The following is a 20,189-nucleotide window of genomic DNA, read 5'->3' on the forward strand; positions in this document are numbered from 1 at the left end:
CTCCTATATCCGGCCCGCGGCGGCAATCTTCTCTTCGAGCTTACTCTCCATTCGCGCGCAAATTTGATCGATTGTATAATCCGGCAATAAATGCAGGCCGAGCTCCATCGCGATCCAGACATAAATCATGTGCGGATGAATCGGCATCGGGCGGCACGCATCCAGCAGGGCGATCAGCCGCCGTTTGGACGGGGAACTCGATTCGGCCAGCAGCTTCAGGACCGACTGATTGGTCGGAATCCGCTGCACCTTTGCCGCCCATAGAAGCTGGCATTCCTCGCTTAGCATGAAGCGCGTGAACGAGAGGATCTCTTCGGCATATTCCGATTCCAACGACTGATTCGGGTAGACCAATCCGATCGAGGAAGACATGGAGACCGATTGGCCATCGCCTATGCTCGGCAAGCTGCCGACGCCCAGACGCTCGCCCATCTTTTTGTCGAGATAGTTGAAAATCCACTCGCCGCAAATGATCGCGCCGATCCGGCCGTCGATGAACTTCTCGAGCAATTCCGTCGAGCCGTCGAAGTTGGCCAGTATGCCCGCCTCCTGCTTATCGCGGACGAAGGCGAGAGCCTGCTTCATCGCCGGCGTCGACACGGCCGGCGCGCCCTCTACCATCGGCCAGCCGCCGAAAGCGGACAAGAACGGCACGAACCAGTAAGATTGCTTCAAATCCCCTGCGATCGGCACGATGTCCCGCGCGATCAGACGCTCCGCGGCGTCTTCAATATCCTTCCAGCTATCCGGAGCCGTCTCATAGACGTCGCGATTGACGAATAGCACAAGATGGTTGCCTTGCAACACCGGCACGCCGTATTGGGCGCCGTTCCTCCTCATGCTCGCAAGCGTGTCGTCGGCAAGCAGATCAGCAACTACTCCGTCCGGCACCTCGGAATAGGCCCCGATGTCGGCATAGCTCGCCATATCCGCCGGCACGAACGCCATATGCGGGCCCTCGCCCAATTCCTTCACGTTGCCGAGCCGTTCACCCAGTTCGATAATGTTCATGACCTGCGGCGTCACCTGTACGCCGTTACGCTCCGAATACAGCCGGCAGATTTCCTCCAGCACTTCGATCGAGGTATCCCCCGGGCCGTCAAACTCGTGCCAGAGTATCAATTCCTTCTTGTTGTTCGTCCGTTCTTGCATCGTCCCCATCTCCCCGCGGTTATGTTGGTGTAAGAGCATGCCTTGATACGGCGCCAGCGTCAATCGCGACACGGGGGGATCCCCCAAAGTCGAACCAAGGCCGCTGTCGAGCTTGATATCGTAGGCGTCGATGCCCGGCCTTATGGCGGCCAGGTCGACTTGAACCGACGACTCTCCGCTTACATTCATGCAGACGAGCGCAGTCTCTTCTCCGTTCTCATAGCCGTAGATCACGACATCCGAAGGCGATTCCGCGATAAAGAACCCCTCGGGCCGGAGCAGTTCCGGCTTGCTCGATTTGAATTCGCGAAGGTCGGCCAGCAATCGCATCATGTCATGGTTCTCCGTCCAATCGATCGTCATGCGGTTAAAGAACGCCCGAGGGATATCGGCTCCGTTCGTGTTGTCGCCAAGCCCGCAGTTAAGCGGCTGCTCTTCGTTCACCTCGTAGCCGGTCGTCAAATACGGGATCGCATGGGGCAGAAACTGGTTGAACACGGCGAGCATGCGCGCCAGCCCGACGCCGCCCCGGCTCGTAATCCGCGGCGTGTCCGCGGTTTCGGCGCAGGCGAAAATCGGGATGCTCAGCTCGGGAAGCTCCCGCAAATACGACAGCAAGTTGTCCTTCGTCAGATCGGTCATGACGTTCCATCCGCTGCCGAGCATGATGTTGTAGCCGGTCGCAGCCGCCTTCGCGTGATTCCGGTTGAACAAATCCTCGCTGATTAGAATCGCGTTCGGATTCCGATCCCGAATCGTCTCGAACATCCGCGTCAGCAGCGGGGTCGGGAGCACATGCCCGATATCGATGCGGAACCCGTCGATGCCGTACGTGTCCAGATTGAACCGGATCGCGTCCAGCAGACGCTCCCACAGCTCTTCGTTCGGCCGCTCGCCCGGGTAATAATTGCACTTGATCGTATCGAACAGGACATAGGGCGCCTGACCTTCGCGCAAATAAGGCCGGACCTGCGGGCATATATCTTCGTACAGCCGCAGGAAGGTGATGTCGGTCCAAATCGGCTGCACGTCGTTGATCCAATCGGAATGCGCCGGCGCGGTCGTTATGCCCATCTCCTGCTCGATCAGCGTCAGCAGCTCCTCGCCGGTCTCCTCCGACCGCCGCTTGAGCGCCTCCCACAACTTCGGATTCAGCTGGTTCGGAGGCAGGGTGAACTTGTCGAGGAATGCCTGTGTATCCTTACTGCGATAGACGGTCTCCAGTTTGTCCGGCGTGCATTCTTCGAAAAATCCGAGCTCCGGGATAGTTGGAGGCGCGAAGCCTTCAAGCGCTTCGTTTTTGATCCAATACACCCACTCCGGGTTTTCTTTCATTAATTCGCTGTTCTTCGCCGTTACCCGCGGAATGAAATCGACGACCGCTTTGATATCGAGCAGATGGCAGGCTTCCACTAGCGCAGCCAACTCGTCGTGCAGCGAGAAATTGTCCATGCCATCCAGCAGCGGATCGTGCAAATTCGGATCCAGGTCGAACAAGGATTGCACCGCATACGGCGAACCGATGTCGCCCTTCAGGTTCAACAGGCTGTACCGGTTAACCGGCAGCATGTACAGGATGTTCACGCCGAAGGTTTTGAGCAGCGGGAGCAGCACGATCAGACGCAGGAAGGTACCGGATTCGATCTCCCCGTCATGGTCGTAATCCCAAGCCGTCGTGTACCGGACGAGCGAAGAATAGATGACGCTGTTCTGCAGATCGGTTGCCTTGGTCGGCGCGTACCGCTTCGACGTTTCCCGCACATATCGGAAGTGGTCGCTAAGAAATCGATAGGGATGGACGAGAATCTCGCCATCCTGCTCCCCGAGAATGGATGGGTATCCGCATTGGTTCCAAACGGAGGGAATCCAGATCGGCGCCGCATCCGATCGCGCGCGCGATGCCAAAAAAGCGGTCAAAGCTCCTAGTCGGTTATTGCTCTCCATCGTAAGACTAGCTCCTTCCAAGTCGTTCATCTCTTTTTAAAGTTCCCGGTTCTAGGCGTCTTCCCGGTCTTCAAGGTACCAGCACGGTCTTGACGGACTCGTTGCTCACCTTTAACAAGGTGTCGAGTTCGTAGCCGAGCAGTTCATGGACGGCGTCCGCGTAGTCCGCGAGCTTGTAGGTCTTCGTAACCAGGCGGCTCAGCTCCGGGTGATCCGTCGCAAAGCGCAGCGCCTCTTCGAACGTATGGCGATATTCTCCTGCCCCGATTAGTTTGACGGCGCGCTGAATATAGCTTGTCGGCGCGATCGTATGCCGATAACCGCCGTTAATGCCGAACGGTATGATCGTGCCGCCCCGGTCGACCCAACGCTCGGCGACTTCCAGCTGCGTGCCGACCGTATCGATGACGACCTTGAACTTGCCCCCGGGAACAAGCTTCGACGCAGCCTCTTCGGTTAATTCCTCCGGAAGGAACGCGCGGTCGGACAGCTCGCGGGCGAACGACAATCGATACGGATTCACCTCGGTCGCGGCGGTGAATCCCGCTCTTGTCTGACTGACCATTTGGCACAGCAGTCCCATCGGTCCCGATCCGAGGATAAGGACCGAGTCTTTGCGCGTGATTTTCGCGACGTTGAAATTATGGAGCACGCATGCCAGCGGTTCGATCAGCACGGCGGCCTCCATGCCAAGCCGCTCCGGCAAGCGGTGAACAAACCGCTGATTCGTCACCAGGTACGGCGCGAACGTGCCGTGCGCGTTGATGCCCGCGATGCGCATCCCGTTCCCGTCCGCTCCCTCGCACAAATGCGGATTGTCATCCCGGCAATAGCGGCACCTGCCGCAGCTTTCGTTCGGATCGATCACGACCCGGTCGCCAAGTTCGACGCGATCGACGCGCCCTCCGACCGCTACGACGACGCCAACCGCCTCGTGACCGCGTATGACCCCGTGAGCGCCTTCTTCCTTGCCGGTAATAACGGCCAGATCAGTGCCGCATATGCCGGTCAGCTCGATGCGAACCTTCACGTCGTCCGGCGCGACCAGCTGCGGCTCTTCGATTTCAGATAACTCCAACCGGTTTCTTGCGCTCCATACTAACGCTTGCATCATATACCCCCGCTTGTTTGAAAATTCGAAACCCATACGGCGGAAGCAGGAACCAGCCATCGCTCTTATCGCCCGCTGCCGCTTCTTCATGCCACGCATCGCGCCATGATCCGTCAAATGGCGGAAGCTCGATCGTCCGCGCCTCGGCGCTCGCGTTCATCAGCACAATGATTCGCTCCTCCTCGTTCGAACGCTCGTAAACGAGCGTCCTGGCGCCCGATTCCGCCTGGAGGAAACGGAATCCGCCTTCCCTAAGCGCGCGGCTGGAACGTCTTAGCCTCGTCGCCTGCCGATAGAAGGCCAGCAGATCGAGATCCTGTTTGTCTGGATCCCACTCCATGCATTTGCGATTGTCCGGGTCCCCGCCGCCCGTCAATCCAACTTCGTCGCCGTAATAAATGCACGGCGTGCCCGGATACGTGAACTGGAAGATAACGGCCAGCTTCATTCGCTCCTTGTCGTTATGGCATAGCGTTAACAAGCGGGGGGTATCGTGGCTGTCCAGCAGATTGAAGGCGATCTCGCTCACCTTGCTTGGGTACATCGCCAGCTGGTTGCCGATGCAATTCGCGAATTGTGCCGCATGGAAGACGTCCTTCACGAAAAATTTCATGGCGAAATCCGTGACCGCATAATTCATCACCGCATCGAGTTGGTCGCCATGAAGCCAAGGCATCGCGTCGTGCATAATTTCCCCCAGGATGTAGGCGTCCGGCTTCAGCGACTTGACTGCTTCGCGGAACTTGCGCCAGAACGCATGGTCCACTTCGTTGGCGACGTCGAGCCGGAAGCCGTCGATGTCCGTTTCCCGAATCCAGTAACGGGCCACCTCGAGCAGATAATCGCGCACCTTTGGATTGGCGGTGTTGAACTTCGGCATATGCGGCTCGAATCCGAACGTTTCGTACGTCGTCGAACCGTCCGCCATCGCCTGCATCGGCCACTCGCGAACGAGGAACCAATCGGCGTATGGCGACGATGCTCCGTTGTCGATCGCATCGCGGAACGGCGGGAAATATTCACCCGCATGGTTGAAAACGGCATCCAATAATACGCGTATGCCTCTTCGGTGACAAGCCTCCACGAGCTGCCGCAGCGCTTCCTTGCTGCCGAAATGGCGATCGACCACGAAATAATCGGTCGTATCGTACTTGTGGTAGGACCTGGCTTGGAACAGCGGATTAAAATAAATCGCGTTCACGCCGAGCGCCTCCAAATAGTCGAGCTTGTCGATGACCCCTTGCAGATCGCCGCCGAAATAGTTCTCCCGGGTCGGCTTCCCGCCCCATGCCTCGACCTCTTCCGGGTCGTTCGCCGTATCCCCATTCGCGAAGCGGTCGGGGAAAATTTGATAGAACACGGCTTCCTTCACCCAGCTTGGCGGCTCGTACAGATCGGCGTTGCCGACGTACGGATACTCAAAGTTGCCGAATTCGCCCTCGCTCGACTGAGGCGCATCCCATCGCTCCGCATACCAGTGACGCTCCTCGCCAGATTGCACCTCGAAGCGATAGCTGAGCCGGCCGAATGGCGGCAGAACCGGCGCTTCCCAATAATCGAACCGCTCATCCGTAATCCGCTTCTCCATCGTTGCCCGGCATTCCGTTCGATGCCAGTCGTATTTGTCGCCATACACGATCGTCACGGCATCCGCATCGTCCCGCTTCGTCCGCATACGCACCCGGACGGCGCCCGAGCCGTCCGGGAAAGCCCAACTTCCTTTCGCCCGATGGTAGTAAGCCTCGACTAACATGCCCTTACCTCCTTTAAGATCTGAATGTCCGAACCTTCCGCCATGCTCCAAGGAACGCGAAAAAAGACACAACCTGCGTAATTACGCGAGGTTGTGCCTTTTTGCAAAGGTAACATAGCCTTCAGATTCGAGTATAGTATTGTGCGGATCTAGATGACTGAAAATTACTATGGACGAAACTTTATCATATTGAATTTGTCCTTGTAAAGCCGATTTTTGTCGACAAACAGATTAATTTTTTGTGGAAATTAGACAGTTATAGTAGAGAAAGCGCATCCAAAATAGGTGTTGACAAATTTACCCTCCGTCGCCTAAACTCAGAAACAGGAAACTTGAGGGCGATGATTTTTAGACCAGCCGGTTTAAAACAACCCCGTTCATCTCACATGAGATAAACGCGGGTTGTTTTTTGTTTCCCAGAAAACGGAGATAGGAGATGAGGCCCCGATTGTAGCGATTCAGTACGTCCATACAATCCGAATTTTGTTTGCGGAACCTAATTCATAACTCAAACGGAGGTTATTTCGTGAAGAAAACAGTATTGAAGCTTACTTCAACCCTTACTTTATCCATGGCGGTGGCGATCAGCGCGATTCCGTTAGCAACGGCGGCTCCGGACACATCCGTACAGAACAAGCAGAACTTCAGTTCGGACGTTATCTATCAAATCGTGACGGACCGGTTCCTTGACGGGAACGCCTCCAACAATCCGACAGGCGCGGCTTACGACGCGACATGTTCCAACATGAAGCTGTATTGCGGCGGCGACTGGCAGGGCATCGTCAATAAAATCAACGACGACTACTTCTCCAATATGGGCGTAACCGCGCTGTGGATCTCGCAGCCGGTGGAGAATATCTTCGCGGTCGTGAATTACTCCGGCGTCAACATCACGTCCTACCATGGCTATTGGGCACGCGATTATAAGAAGACGAATCCGGCGTTCGGCAGCATGGCCGATTTCGAGAATCTGATTGCGGCGGCCCATGCGAAAGGCATTAAGGTCGTCATCGACTTCGCGCCGAACCATACCTCTCCGGCGATGGAGACGAATACGGCATTCGCCGACAACGGACGGCTGTACAACAACGGCGCGCTCATCGGCGGTTATACGAACGATACGGCCGGCTACTTCCACCACAACGGCGGCACCAACTTCTCCTCGCTGGAGAACGGCATCTATAAGAACATGTACGATCTTGCCGACTTCAACCTGCAAAACCCGACGATCGACGGTTACATGAAAGATGCGATCAAACTTTGGCTGGACAAAGGCATTGACGGCATCCGCGTCGACGCGGTCAAGCATATGCCTCTCGGCTGGCAGAAGAACTGGATGGCCGCCATCAATGATTACAAACCGGTGTTCACGTTCGGCGAATGGTTCCTCGGCGCCAACGAAGTCGATGCCGCGAACCATCAGTTCGCCAACGAAAGCGGCATGAGCTTGCTCGACTTCCGCTTCGGCCAGAAGGTCCGCCAAGTATTCCGCGACGGCTCGGACACCATGTACGGCCTTGACTCGATGATCTCCGGCACGCAAACGGCCTATGAAGAAGTAAACGACCAAGTGACGTTCATCGATAACCACGACATGGACCGGTTCCAAGTCGATGGCGCGAACGGCCGCAAGCTGGAACAAGCCATTGCCTTTACGCTCACTTCCCGCGGCGTACCCGCCATCTACTACGGCACCGAGCAATACATGACCGGCAACGGCGACCCGAACAACCGTAAGCGCATGACGTCCTTCTCGACAACGACGACGGCTTACAACGTCATCAAGAAGCTGGCTCCGCTGCGCAAGTCGAACCCGGCGATCGCGTACGGCACAACCCAGCAAAAGTGGATCAACAATGACGTCTATGTTTACGAGCGTAAATTCGGCAACAATGTCGCCGTCGTCGCGATAAACCGCAATTCGACTACGGCGGCATCCATCGCCGGACTCACGACGTCCCTGCCGGCCGGCACTTACGCGGATGCGCTCGGCGGCACGCTGAATGGCAACTCGCTGACGGTAGGCAGCGGCGGCGCGGCTTCCACGTTCAACTTGGCGGCAGGCGGCGTAGCGGTATGGCAGTACACGGCCGCGGCAACGACGCCGACAATCGGTCACGTCGGTCCGATGATGGCGAAAGCCGGCAATACGATTACGATTGACGGCCGCGGCTTCGGCGCGACCAAAGGCACGGTATACTTCGGCACGACGGCCGTTACCGGCGCAAACATCACGTCATGGGAAGACACGCAAATTCAAGCCGTCGTCCCGGCCGTCGCAGCAGGTAAATACGCGGTGAAAGTTCGCACTTCCTCAGCGGTCGACAGCAACGTGGTCAACAATGTCGACGTGTTGACAGGCCAGCAAGTGAGCGTCCGGTTTATCGTTAATAACGCGACAACCAACCTGGGCGAAAATCTGTACCTCGTCGGCAGCGTCAGCGAGCTGGGCAACTGGGATGCGGCGAAAGCGATCGGACCGATGTTCAACCAAATCATCACGTCCTATCCGACGTGGTACTACGACGTCAGCGTACCGGCAGGCACCGCGATTCAATTCAAATTCATCAAGAAGAACGGCTCCACCGTTACATGGGAGAGCGGCGCGAATCACACGTTCACGACGCCGACCAGCGGTACCGGGACGACGATCGTCAACTGGCAGCCGTAAGCTGTTGATGGCACCGAATCCTATTAAATAGAAGCAGGCCGTTCATCCGAAGCGATGAGCGGCTTTCTGCTTATCCGTGAAACCCGACAATTCCCATTGCGCGATGTAGGTCCCGGCCAATTGTTCAAGCGCAAAGAAGCCGCCGCGAACGTGAAGTCGGGCAGCTTCTTCGTCTAGCTATTCATCGCGTTATCTCATCTGCGTCATTGCAAAATCAAACTCGCGATTGCGGAGAGGTCGATGACATCGATCATGCCGTCATGGTTGAGGTCCATCTTGCTATATTGGCTCCAGTCCGGATCGGCCGCCTTCTTGCCGTATGCGGAAGCAGCCATGGCGAGGTCGCCAATGGAGTATCTTCCATCGTTGTTCAGATCGCCGGAAGGCTGATCGACGATTCGGATCGCATGACCGGCCGCGGCCAACGATACTTCTTCGCCTTCGCCGTTGGCCAGCTCGGCTTGCGCGAGCTGAATGCCGGCGCTCGCAGCCGGACGGAGCGCCTTCCATTCCAGCTTCAAGAGCGCGCCGTCGGCCGTAACGGCATTGCCGGCTCCTTTGCTGGCGAGCAGGATGCGGACTTTGCCGGCGGTATCCTTATTCACGCCGATGACGTCAATCGCCTCTTCAAGCGATGTCGCGCCAACGAATTGCAGCTTCTCCGGATCGTAGGTAAAGGTTATGTCCTGCGCCAGAATACCGTTGTCGGCCTTCACATTCGTTAAACCATACTTCAGCTCAAATGAATGACCTGTAAAGACTTGCGCGGGACCGGATAGCGCGGCGGCAGGTTCGTCGGAGTTGTTCGCCTTGCCGGTCAAGGTTAGTTCGCCGAACACGGAAGGATCCATATAGCCGGTTCCGGTCGCGTCGTTCCATGCCGCGATGCTTTGGCGGATGCCGTCTTTGGCGTCATTGATCTGGACGTCGAAGCCGAGCTTCTTGCCATCTGCTGGCGATAAGGAATTGAGCGGGATTTTGACCTCGACCGTGTAATTCGTTCCCGATTTCTGCACAGCCGAGACGAAGCCATCCGCGATGCTCGCCGGATTGAACGAAGTCTCGTTGTCGAAGTTGACCCGGTACTGCCCGTCATCCTCCTGATAGGACGAGGTCTTTGCATTGTTCGGATCCACGAAAATCTCCACGGAGTCCTGTTCCCACGCATTGACGTTCGTCTTATCCAGCTGCGTGTCTTTCACTTGAACGAGGACGTATAGGTTCTGGTCATCCCACAACGCTTTGGCCGTTCCGGAAGCCCCTTGCCATGCCGTCTGGTACCGATTAACCGGCATCGGCTGCGCTTGGCTCCATGCTTCGTCCACAGTCCCGTCGACAACCGGCGCGGCGAAGCTCGCCGAACCTTGATTCGCGTTGCCCGATGTCGGCGGATGCTCCGCCATGAATTTCTCCGGATCGATCACGCCGTAATAAGCCGGCTTGGCTTGCAGATCCTTATCAAACAGCAGCGGATTGTTCGCCGACCTCCAGCTCGTCGCATCGCTCAGTCCCCAGAAGGTTACTCGAGCAATATGCTCCGCATGCTCGCGATAGAGCTGGAACAGCTGCGCGTACAAATACGCTTGGTCGATCGCCTGCTCCTCGGTCAGAACCCCATCGCTGCCGGCTTGAATATCCAGCTCGGTGACGCTGACTTCGACGCCCAAGGAAATGAATTTCTCGAGCGACAGCTTCACGTTGTTCGGATTCGTATTCACGCTATAATGCGCTTGCATGCCAATCCCGTCGACCAGCAGCTTGCCCGGATGCGTCTTCGCGTACTTCTCGTTGAACTCTTTCACCATGCTGTAGATCGCTTGCGCTTTGTTCTGGTTGTCGTCATTGTAGTCGTTATAATACAGCTTGATGTCCCACTCCGGGTGCGAATCGAGCACCTCTCGCGCCGCAAGGAACGCCTGCTCGACGAAGTCCTCGCCGATTGCGTTATACCAATCGGATTTGCGCAGCGCGGCCTTCCAATCGGTCGGATTCGATGGATTATCGTTCATCGCTTCGTTCACGACGTCCCAAGAGATGACCCTGTCGCCGTAATGCTCCATGACGGTCTTAATGTGCGTCCGCATGTTAGCAAGCGCTTCTTCGCGACTGAGCGGAGAACCGCTGGCCGTATTCATCCATGCCGGCGTCTGCTGGTGCCAGACCAGCACATGACCGTGTACGCTTAACCCTTCCGCCAGCGCGGCGTCAACCAGATTATCCGCCCAGGTAAAATTCCCTTTCGTCGGCTGCGTCGCATCGGGCTTCATGGCATTCTCCGCCGTAATGACCGTATGGTGCTGCTTGAGCAGCTCGAGTTTAACCCCGCTTAGATCCGCCGCGGATGCGACATTGCCGATCAGAAAATCATTCTGATACGCTACTTGGATCGGTTTCAGATCCTTCTGGATGACAACGGGAGCAGATCCGCGTTCCATGCGGATATCGTCGATATAGAAGGAAGCCGTGGCGTCGCTTGCGCTCTCCACATAGATCGTCACGAACCCGTCGCCTAGACTGCTGTAGCGATACGAGCCTTCGAGCAGCACCCAGCCGTCTTCGGCCCGGATGGTTTTGCCCTGCAGGCTATTGTAGCTGGCCGTGTTGCCTTCGCCGACCTGCGTCGAGAGCTGGAGCTGCGAGCTCGCCGGGGAGATCAGCTTGACCCAGGCCGAGATTTTGTACTCGTAGCCTTGATCCACGAATGGCTCCACGCGCAGCGCGGGACCGTTCCACGTCTGCGTCCGGCCCTCTACCTTCAGCGCGTATGAACCGCCCTCCGTGTGGTTGGCTTCATTGGTCACCGTCAACGTCTCCGTTCCTGCCCGCCCGGCAAAACCGCCTGCCGTTTGATTCTCGAACGTTATCGCGTCGAAAGATACGGCCGAAGCCTCCGTAACCTCTACATCGTGCGTAACTGAAGCCGTCTTGGCGATGATCGAGTTGTTCGCAGCCGATGCCGAGGCTTCCGTGGCCGGGGCAAGCCAGACAGCCGGGATGAGCAAAGCTGCGGCGAGCACTTGCGAGATCGTTTGCTTGAATCTTCTTCTCATGTCATTCGTTCCTTTCCATAGGGATTAGGTGATGGGAGACTGCCGTCTCCCATCTGGATACCGCTTATTTAAGGATTTTCGTGGCCACGAACGCCAGATCGACAATATCGATCTTGCCATCGTTGTTCATATCCGCCTTCTTGGCCGTCGTCCAATCCGCGCTGCCGGCATCCTTGCCGTAATGGTTCGCCACCAATGCCAGATCGCCTATGGAATAGCGTCCGTCTTGGTTCACGTCCGCGGAGGCTTCCTTCACCACCGCTGCCTTGAAGGTATTTACCGCGCTGCTCAGAGCGGTCACGGCGGTGTCGACTTCTGCCTGGGTTGCGTTTCCGTTGTCTTTTACTGCCTTCGCCGTGTTAATAGCTACCAGAAGCGCATCTTTTGCAGATTGCGGGTATTGGCCCGGCTGCGTGCCGACGACTGCGGCGTCGTAGAGACTTTGCGCGTTCGTAATCGCTGTCGTCAAAGCCGTCTTATCGACAACCGCGTCCACGCTGCCTACCGCAATGCTTTTACTGCTAAGCGCGGCCTCGATCTCGGTTCCTGCTGCCGTTACGCCTAGCTCGGCCCGGGTAACCGCGATCGTGCCCGTCGTATCGTGGACGCCCGCCTTCACCTTGAAGGTTACATTCAGCGCCAGTGTACTAGCCCCGGATACGCCGCCGATATTCGCGGCGATCAGTCTGACCTGGCCGGCCGTCTCCGAGTCCTCGCCCGCGACCTGAACCTTGTCGTTCGCGCCTATCGCGCTTACGTATTCGAATACGTCGGCATTATAGGTCAGGGTGATGTCCTCGGCGTATACAGTTTGTATCATCGCATCCAGACTTAAGGACACCGCTAAGCTTGCGCCGGGTTTCACCGTGCTCGGCGCCGACAGCGAAACGGCAGGCGCTTGCGGCTCAACGGGCGGCCAGATCGGATCCGCGGTCGAGCTGCTCGTCGTCAGATAGATCCGGTCGATCGACAGTCCGTCCTCCCGGCCCCAGAAGTTCAGCTCGTGCTCGCCGGGCGTGAGCGTCAGGGCTGCGCCTCCGAATATGCCCCCGTCGGTCCCGCTAATATTGGCCCATTTGAACTGACCTCCGCTTACGCCGTGAATCCCGTTGGACGTGAAGCGGTAGGCATTATCCACGCCGACATGGACGGAGTCGCCGGAATAATCCGCGCTCTTGGCCAGCAGCCAGACATTGTACGTCCCTGCCGCCGGCACGTTGATCTTGTAGCTTAGCTTGGAGCCGGAAGCGAGCGTGGCGGCGTCCGTTCCCGTCATCGCGAAGCCCGTATCCGGTCCGAACCGCATCGCTTTCGTCGCCTGTCCGTCGGTCTGCGACCAGGCGTGCCCTTCGATAACGCCCTGCACCGCCGCCGTCTCGGCTTCGAGCGCCACGACGGAACTGTTGTCGAGGTTCGATCCCTTCAGCTTGTCATCGAGGTTGAAATAATCGAAATCGACATAACCGCCCGTCGTCTTGGTCGCGTAATTGAACAAAGCAAAACGGTAGCCCATAAAATGCGGTAGCGTATACGACATTTGAAGCGTGCTCCCGATAGAGGCCCATTGCTCGCCGTTGAGACTGTAATAGAAATTGGCTTTGTCCGTCCGATTCTTAAAATCATTCTCGACCCTTAAGTACACGACGTTCTGCGAGAGCGGGATATTCGACGCTTCGGATGAGGAGCTCGAATTGCCCTTGACCATCACGACGGATTTGGACGTACCGGTCATCTTGACGCCAACAAAACCGTAATTCTGCTGGAGAGCCGCAATCCCGGCATAATCCCCGTCTTTCATATGGCTGACATCGATGGCGATCGTCCCTGAACTTTCCGGTCCGAACGTTCGCTGCGTAAGCGTATTGCGGGCATTCAGAATACTCGTGCTCGTTCTTCCGGTCGTCAGTCTCAGAAACCCTGGACGATCAGTGAGCGACCAATGGCGATTGTCTGGATTATGGTTCCATTGCCAAACTCTCGCAAGATTGGAGCCATTGTCCTCATTCTCGCCGCTAGCCGTCACCGTGTGATAGGCATGAATCGTCTTCTCGCGCTGATCGAAGCTATCGGATGAAACCCATGCTCTCGACAACTCGGCAGGTATGCCCGTGTCATTGACATCTCCGAACACCGGCCAACCATCCCCGCTCCAAGTCATCGGCACAAGGTAAGGAATGCGTCCGACGGATCCATGGTCCTGGAATAACATGCCGTACCATTTGCCTTCCGGCGTCTGAACGATTCCCCCTTGCGCTACGCCGGCGCCGTTCGATTGGCTGCCCGATTTCAAGGCTATTTTCCCTTCATAGCTGCCGTCGATTCGATCCGCCCGATGGACAAGTTCAGTGCGGATTCCCCCTGATGGCCATGAAATATTAAAGATGTAGTATTTCCCGTTGATTTTGTGGATGTGCGAGCCTTCCGCTCCAAGACCGCCTGTACCTCCGGGAGCGCTCGCATTCTGAATAATCGTTTTATTCATACCGCCCGGTTTGATCGCGGTGGCATCTTCGGTCAATTCAATGACCTTGATCGATCCGCCGCCATATACCATATAGACCCGTCCGTCGTCATCAAACAGCAGCGACATGTCATGATAAACTCCGCCGGCAAGTTCATACTTCTCCCAGGAGCCCTTCTCGATATCGGTCGTCTGGAAGATGAACGTCTTCCCGATATCGTTGGAAGCAAAAGCGATATAAAATTTGCCATTATGATACCGAAGGCTGCTTGCCCAAGAGCCTTGACCGTAAATGTTTTGGCCATTGGAAAGCGTCTGTTTGTCGCGATCCGCAAGAATATCGTATACATAATTGACAATTTCCCAATTCACGAGGTCCTTGGACTTCATAATCGGGACGCCGGGATTCATGTGCATCGTCGTGCTGCTCATGTAATATGCGTCATTGACCCGGATAACGGAAACATCCGGTACATCCGCCCATATAAACGGATTCTTGGCGGTAGTTCCGTCCGCATAGGTTGTTCCGACCGGCAGTAAACCTAGCGTGAAGACAATGGCTACTAGGAGCACAGCCCATTTTCTTATCGGCATATTGTTGCGATCCTCCCCGATTAGGCAATGCGTGATGGGGGACAAACCGTCCCCCATCATGGAAGACAAAGCCGGCTGGCTGTTAGGCTAACGAGCGATATTTATCAACAGCCGTCAAACGACTTACCTATTTGAGGATCTTCGTTGCCACGAACGCCAGATCGACAATATCGATCTTGCCGTCGTTATTCATATCCGCCTTCTTGGCCGTCGTCCAATCCGCGCTGCCGGCATCCTTGCCGTAATGGTTCGCCACCAAGGCCAGATCGCCTACGGAATAGCGTCCGTCTTGGTTCACGTCAGCGGATGCTTCCTTCACGACCGTTGCCTTGAACGTATTGACCGCGCTGCTCAGGGCGGTTACGGCGTTGTCGACTTCAGCCTGCGTTGCGCTTGCGTTGTCTTTAACTGCCTTCGCCGAGTTGATCGCGGCTTGAAGCGCGTCTTTGGCGGCTTGCGGGTATTGACCCGGCTGCGTGCCCACGACTGCCGCGTCATGGAGACTTTGCGCATTCGCGATCGCGGTCGTCAATGCCGTTTTATCGACGACCACGTCCGCGCTGCCTACCGCGATGCGCTTGCTGCTAAGCGCAGCCTGGATCTCGGTTCCCGCAGCGGTTACGCCTAGCTCTGCGCGGGCAGCCGCAATCGTACCCGTCTTGTTATGGACCCCGGCCTTCACCTTGAAAGTCACATTCAGCACCGGCGTGCTGGCCCCGGATACGCCGCCGATATTGGCGGCGATGAGTCTGACTTCGCCCGCCGTTCCCTTGTCCTCGCCCGCGATCTGAATGTTGTCGTTCGCGCCTGTCGCGCTTACGTATTCGAATACTTCGGGATCATACGACAAGGTGATGTCTTCGGCGTATACAGTTTGTATCATTTCATCCAGACTTAAAGAAACCGCAAAGCTTGCGCCGGGTTTCACCGTGCTCGGTCCGGAAAGCGAAGCGGTAGGTTCTTGCGGCTGAACCGGCGGCCAGATTGGATCCGCGGTCGAACCGCTCGTCGTGAGATAGATCCGGTCAATCGATAAACCATCTTCCCTGCCCCAGAAGTTTAGCTCGTGCTCGCCTGCGGTGAGCGTCAGAGCAGCGCCTCCGAATATGCCCCCGGTCGCCCCGCTAATATTGGCCCATTTGAATTGACCGCCGCTTACGCCATGAATGCCGTTGGCGGTGAACCGATAGGCATTATCTACGCCGACATGGACGGAGTCGCCCGAAAAATCGGTGCTCTTCGTTAGCAGCCAGACATTGTACGTTCCCGCCGCAGGTACGTTAATTTTGTAACTCATCTTGGAGCCGGAAGCGAGCGTGGCGGCATCCGTTCCGGTCATCGCGAAGCCCGTATCCGGCCCGAACAGCATCGCTTTCGTGGACTGTCCATCCGCCTGCGACCAAGTATGGCTTTCGATCGTGCCTGCCACAGCTCCGGTCTCCGCCTCGATCGCCACGAAGGAAGGCGCGTTGACCGTAACCGTTATCGGAACCGATGCCGGCTCGCCTAACTCGCCCTTGAAGCTGGCGGTAATTTGCGCCGTACCACTGGATTTTGCCGTAATCGTGCCGTTCGACACGTCGGCGACATCCGGATTCGTGTTGCTGTAGACGGCCTTATTCGTGACGTCCTCCGTATGTCCGTCTACGTACTCCGCGGTTACTTTGAAAGAAGCTGTTCGGCCCGCTTCCAACGCGAATGACGCGTTATCGACGGTTAACCGTTTCACCGTAAGTTCGCTATTCAGATCTTTGACGAGCAGATGAAGGGTATCGCTCTTCCCGCCATAACTGACGTTGATGCTGGTTGAACCATAGCCGACGCCGGTTACTTCCCCCCCGTCGATGCTGACGATTCCGTTTTGCGCCGGGGTCGCGACAGCCTGAGCGGTTACATCCTCGCTTGTTCCGTCGGCATAGACGGCGGTCACCTTCAAGGTCGCTTGGTTCGTGCCGGTCGCGACATCGATCTTCTGCTTATCGATCGTGGCGTTAATCGCGGCAAGTTCATGAGCCGTGCGCTTCTGTCCGAACTGCCAATAGTCGACCTTGAAGAGCTCGTTAGCCCCCGCTCCTCTGTAGACCATATACAGATCGTGTGTGCCGGTCGCGCCGGACACGCTGGTTGTTTTGGTCTGCCAACTATCCACGCCTCCGGTATTCGCGATCGGCAGCGTCCCGATCAACGTCCCGTCGGGGCGGTCCAGACGCAGCTCGATCTTGCCGCCGTTGGAACCGTTTGCAACATGAGCCGTGAAAGTCCCCGCGCCGCTCGCGCCGAAATCTACCTTTGACGCCGCCGTCCAATCGCCATCTTCAATGCCGGTCACGGCCAGGTTCAGGCTCTCGACCATCGCGCCAGGCTCCGTGATGCTTGCCGTGGAGATGCCACCGTTCCAGCCGATCGTTTCGGCCTCGACTCTGGCATATGGGTCAACATTGCCCACCTGCGGCACGCCCGCGTAATCGGCGGTAATGTTCTGAATGACGCCGCTGGCATCGAAGCTGACTTTATTGACGTGCGCGTTGCGATAGCCATGCGGCTGGCCGCCCATTTGCGGGTATTTCCCGCTCTCGGCCATCGCCTTGGCCAACGTCTGCGCATGATAGGTGATATACCATTGGTCTTTGAATTCGAACAGGGCATGATGGTTGTTGCCTCCGACCCCGAAGAATACGCCCGGGTTTGGCAGGATGGTTTTGACATACTTGAACGGCCCCATCGGATTATCGCTGACCATATAAGCAATCGTTCCGGTCGGAAAATCCGCCGGATGCGTGCCCGAGAAGTTTATGCAATAGGAGTAATAGTATTTGCCGTTATATTTGTTGATGCCCGAATCCTCGAACAGCCATGGCGGATTGATCGGTTTGGCAGTCCCCCCGCTTGCAGCCAGATCGAGGCTGACCATGTCTGCCCCGAGCTTCGCCACTCGCGCCGTTCCCGGATCGGCCTCCTTCCCGTTCGGCACGCCGCCGCCAAAGTAAAGATAGCCGCTCCCATCGTCGTCCACCAACACCGCCGGGTCGAATAGCCACGTCACGTCGCTAGCTCCCGGCGTGCTTCTGCTCACCAGCGGCTTGCCGATCGGATCGGTGAACGGCCCGATCGGGCTGTCTGCCGTCAGTACGCCAATGCCGTTGGCGCTATCGGCGAAGTAGAGGAAGAATTTCTCCTTGCCGTTAATCGTCTTGTGCGCGGCCGCCGGCGCCCAGGAGTTATTGGCCCATCGGGCGGCGCCTTGCGGGCCAGCGACGGGAATCTCGCCATGATCCGTCCAGTTCACCATATCGGCGGACGAGATGACGGTGATCTTGTTGATTCTGCCGTATGTATTGTCCTTCACGGTCCCGTCGGCATTGTACTCGAAGATGTCGTTGGTCATATAGAGGTATACTCTTCCGTCGTACACCATCGCGGACGGATCGGCGCCGAACTTATGCGATAGCAGCGGATTGCCTCTTTCGGGCGTTTTGGCAATGGCCGGCGTAATTGTCGCTTCCGCGGCCTTTACCTGGACCGTAAGCGGGCTCGATACGGAGGCAAGCGTCAGTGCCGTAGTCGCCGCCATCGTGGCCGCCATAAGCTTTTTCCATTTTTTCATCGTACACCCTCCACTTTTCAATCGTTCACGAGATACTGCCATGAATTGCACTTGTACAGCTGACCAGTCGTTCGTTTGCTCGTCGATGATCACCTCCTTCATTACTCCATGCTTGCTGAAACACTTGTAAGCGCTAACAACTATAAACGCATTGAGATGATCTTAAAGGAATCGCCCGCTGTTTTCGATGCAATTTCTTAGGCGAAACGTTAAACATTTTATGGGCTTTCGCGAGTCTAAGAAGTGCTTGAAAGGCACGGTTTTACTGGGTTTTATCGAACATCTACCGCGTTCGCGGCATCTATTTTCATTTTGTTGTAAATCCTGATCTAAATACAACGTACATGTTTTTACATGTCCAAACCAACATTTACCTCTTCCGGAATTTGGAACGCGCTTCTGGTCAAATAAGCGGGAAACGGACTCCTATTTTGCGACCGGCAGGATTTCCGAACCCATCTTGTATCGCATAAAAAAGTACACGAACCGCCCAAAAAATTGCACTTTTTTAGTCAGGACAACGATGCTCCCGTATGCTTAAACAAAGATAATAAAGCCGCCAGCGAACGATAGGTTCGAGGCGGCATCTTCGTGTAGACTCGCTTGTAGACGAAACTGTTCATGAATGACTTCATCTTCCGGCGCTACTTCATTTGTCCGTACGTCAATCTGCGCCACAGCCATTCCACCGGACCGTATTTAAATCGTTTAAGCCACAAAGTGCTCATCGCAAGCAGTATCGCGTAGACGCCTAAGCTAATCGCAACCACGCCAACCGGTTGGATGCCTTTGGCAGCCCCAAACCCATAGCCAAGAAACAGGAAAGTTCCGATGGTCGAGTGCAGAAGATAGCAGGTCATGGACATGCGGCCGACATTGCCAAGCCACATCAGAACATATCGAAGCTTCTCGGAATACAAGTACAACATGGCAAGCGTGCTCATATAGAATAGACTTCCGGCTATGCCCCCGAATTCTCCCAAATAAGAGATGATTTCACCCACTTTTGTTTCGTGAACAGGATCCGCGAACGTTCCTGTTAGGAGGCTTGCTTGCGTAATTACAAAGCCGGATGCCGACACGGCCCACATCCGGTTCCATATTCGCTTCTTCGCCTCCATATCTCGGAAGAACCCTTTTTGCACGGCAAACATGCCGAGAAGGAACATCAACAACATAGACACAATCGTATTCGTCGAGGTAGCTACCATGGTGCTCATGTCAGACCAACGCACGCCAATGGACTGCAGGTAGGACAAATCCATGTTGTGGCTGACTAAAGAGAAATCCGCTTTATACGCGCTCGCACTCGCATCCAAATCCGAGAGCAGTAACCTGCCGGCAAAAGGAAGCCATGCGACGGTCAATATCAACGCGAAAATCCATATGAGCAGCGTCCTGGAATGCCGTTTGTAAAAAGCAAACAGAACAAAGCCGACCATGGCATAGAAAGCCAATATGTCTCCAACCCAAATGAATGTAATATGCAGAAGGCCGAATAGAAGTAAAAATGTTAGTCTGCGCGCAAACAGCATGCGTGGCCGGGAGCTTTGCCGTTCGGCTCTCTCCATAAAGATCATAAAGCCGACACCGAATAGAAAGGAGAATAACGTATAAAATTTCCCGTCCCCAAACCAAGCAACCAACTGGCGCCATATATCCTCTGTTGGCTCTGCGTAGCCATTAGCGGAATCTACGATAAGAAAATAATTGACTAGGATAATGCCTAGCATGGCGAATCCGCGCGTGACGTCCAAGAAGTGAAGCCGTTCCCGGCTGGTCATCGGTTGCGGTTGCCTTTGTTCTTGCTTCTTAAGCTCTTGCTTCATTAAGTTTACAGACTCCTTTT

8 protein-coding genes and 1 pseudogene are annotated in these 20,189 nt (G+C 56.0%); 1 reads left to right on the forward strand and 8 read right to left on the reverse strand.

Annotated features, from left to right (window positions below):
• Positions 1–3: 3 nt before the first annotated feature.
• From BCM02_RS35925 to BCM02_RS11200, 3 genes are all read right to left on the reverse strand, one after another.
• Entirely contained in the window at positions 4–3,096 is a 3,093-nt protein-coding gene (locus BCM02_RS35925; protein ID WP_246183323.1) for an extracellular solute-binding protein, read from the reverse strand.
• Between the two features lie 70 nt (positions 3,097–3,166).
• Positions 3,167–4,174, reverse strand: a complete 1,008-nt coding sequence (locus BCM02_RS11195) for a zinc-dependent alcohol dehydrogenase (protein ID WP_246183324.1) — start codon at positions 4,172–4,174, stop codon at positions 3,167–3,169.
• Positions 4,161–5,960, reverse strand: coding sequence for an alpha-glycosidase (locus tag BCM02_RS11200; RefSeq protein WP_148929142.1), 1,800 nt, complete (start codon positions 5,958–5,960; stop codon positions 4,161–4,163). The genes BCM02_RS11195 and BCM02_RS11200 overlap by 14 nt, the downstream gene beginning before the upstream one ends.
• A gap of 571 nt (positions 5,961–6,531) precedes the next feature.
• On the opposite strand from BCM02_RS11200, the gene BCM02_RS11205 reads away from it, so the two are divergent.
• A complete protein-coding gene (locus BCM02_RS11205) occupies positions 6,532–8,631 on the forward strand; it encodes an alpha-amylase family glycosyl hydrolase (protein ID WP_148929260.1) in 2,100 nt (699 codons plus the stop codon).
• A gap of 203 nt (positions 8,632–8,834) precedes the next feature.
• Here BCM02_RS11205 and BCM02_RS11210 read toward each other — a convergent pair whose 3' ends face one another.
• From BCM02_RS11210 to BCM02_RS11225, 5 genes and pseudogenes are all read right to left on the reverse strand, one after another.
• Positions 8,835–11,681 (reverse strand): endo-1,4-beta-xylanase, encoded by a 2,847-nt coding sequence (locus tag BCM02_RS11210; RefSeq protein WP_148929143.1) that lies wholly within the window; start codon positions 11,679–11,681, stop codon positions 8,835–8,837.
• A gap of 64 nt (positions 11,682–11,745) precedes the next feature.
• Entirely contained in the window at positions 11,746–14,736 is a 2,991-nt protein-coding gene (locus BCM02_RS11215; RefSeq protein WP_187434153.1) for a family 43 glycosylhydrolase, read from the reverse strand.
• 127 nt (positions 14,737–14,863) lie between these two features.
• Positions 14,864–16,105 (reverse strand): dockerin type I domain-containing protein, encoded by a 1,242-nt coding sequence (locus BCM02_RS36600; protein ID WP_425466172.1) that lies wholly within the window; start codon positions 16,103–16,105, stop codon positions 14,864–14,866.
• A gap of 651 nt (positions 16,106–16,756) precedes the next feature.
• Positions 16,757–18,307: pseudogene (locus BCM02_RS36605) on the reverse strand (glycoside hydrolase family 43 protein); the annotation flags it as partial.
• A 677-nt stretch (positions 18,308–18,984) separates the two neighbouring features.
• Positions 18,985–20,169, reverse strand: a complete 1,185-nt coding sequence (locus BCM02_RS11225; RefSeq protein ID WP_148929145.1) for a DUF418 domain-containing protein — start codon at positions 20,167–20,169, stop codon at positions 18,985–18,987.
• Positions 20,170–20,189: the final 20 nt, after the last annotated feature.

This window comes from Paenibacillus methanolicus, from assembly GCF_008124765.1.
In the GTDB taxonomy this organism is placed as follows: Bacteria; Bacillota; Bacilli; order Paenibacillales; family Paenibacillaceae; genus Paenibacillus_Z; species Paenibacillus_Z methanolicus.

Excerpts from the sequence above, each read along its gene's own strand:
- BCM02_RS35925 (WP_246183323.1), bottom strand. The coding sequence starts at position 3,096 with ATGGAGAGCAATAACCGACTAGGAGCTTTGACCGCTTTTTTGGCATCG.
- BCM02_RS11200 (WP_148929142.1), bottom strand. The coding sequence starts at position 5,960 with ATGTTAGTCGAGGCTTACTACCATCGGGCGAAAGGAAGTTGGGCTTTC.
- BCM02_RS11205 (WP_148929260.1), top strand. The coding sequence starts at position 6,532 with ATGGCGGTGGCGATCAGCGCGATTCCGTTAGCAACGGCGGCTCCGGAC.
- BCM02_RS11210 (WP_148929143.1), bottom strand. The coding sequence starts at position 11,681 with ATGAGAAGAAGATTCAAGCAAACGATCTCGCAAGTGCTCGCCGCAGCT.
- BCM02_RS11215 (WP_187434153.1), bottom strand. The coding sequence starts at position 14,736 with ATGCCGATAAGAAAATGGGCTGTGCTCCTAGTAGCCATTGTCTTCACG.
- BCM02_RS36600 (WP_425466172.1), bottom strand. The coding sequence starts at position 16,105 with ATGCTGTTCGGGCCGGATACGGGCTTCGCGATGACCGGAACGGATGCC.
- BCM02_RS11225 (WP_148929145.1), bottom strand. The coding sequence starts at position 20,169 with ATGAAGCAAGAGCTTAAGAAGCAAGAACAAAGGCAACCGCAACCGATG.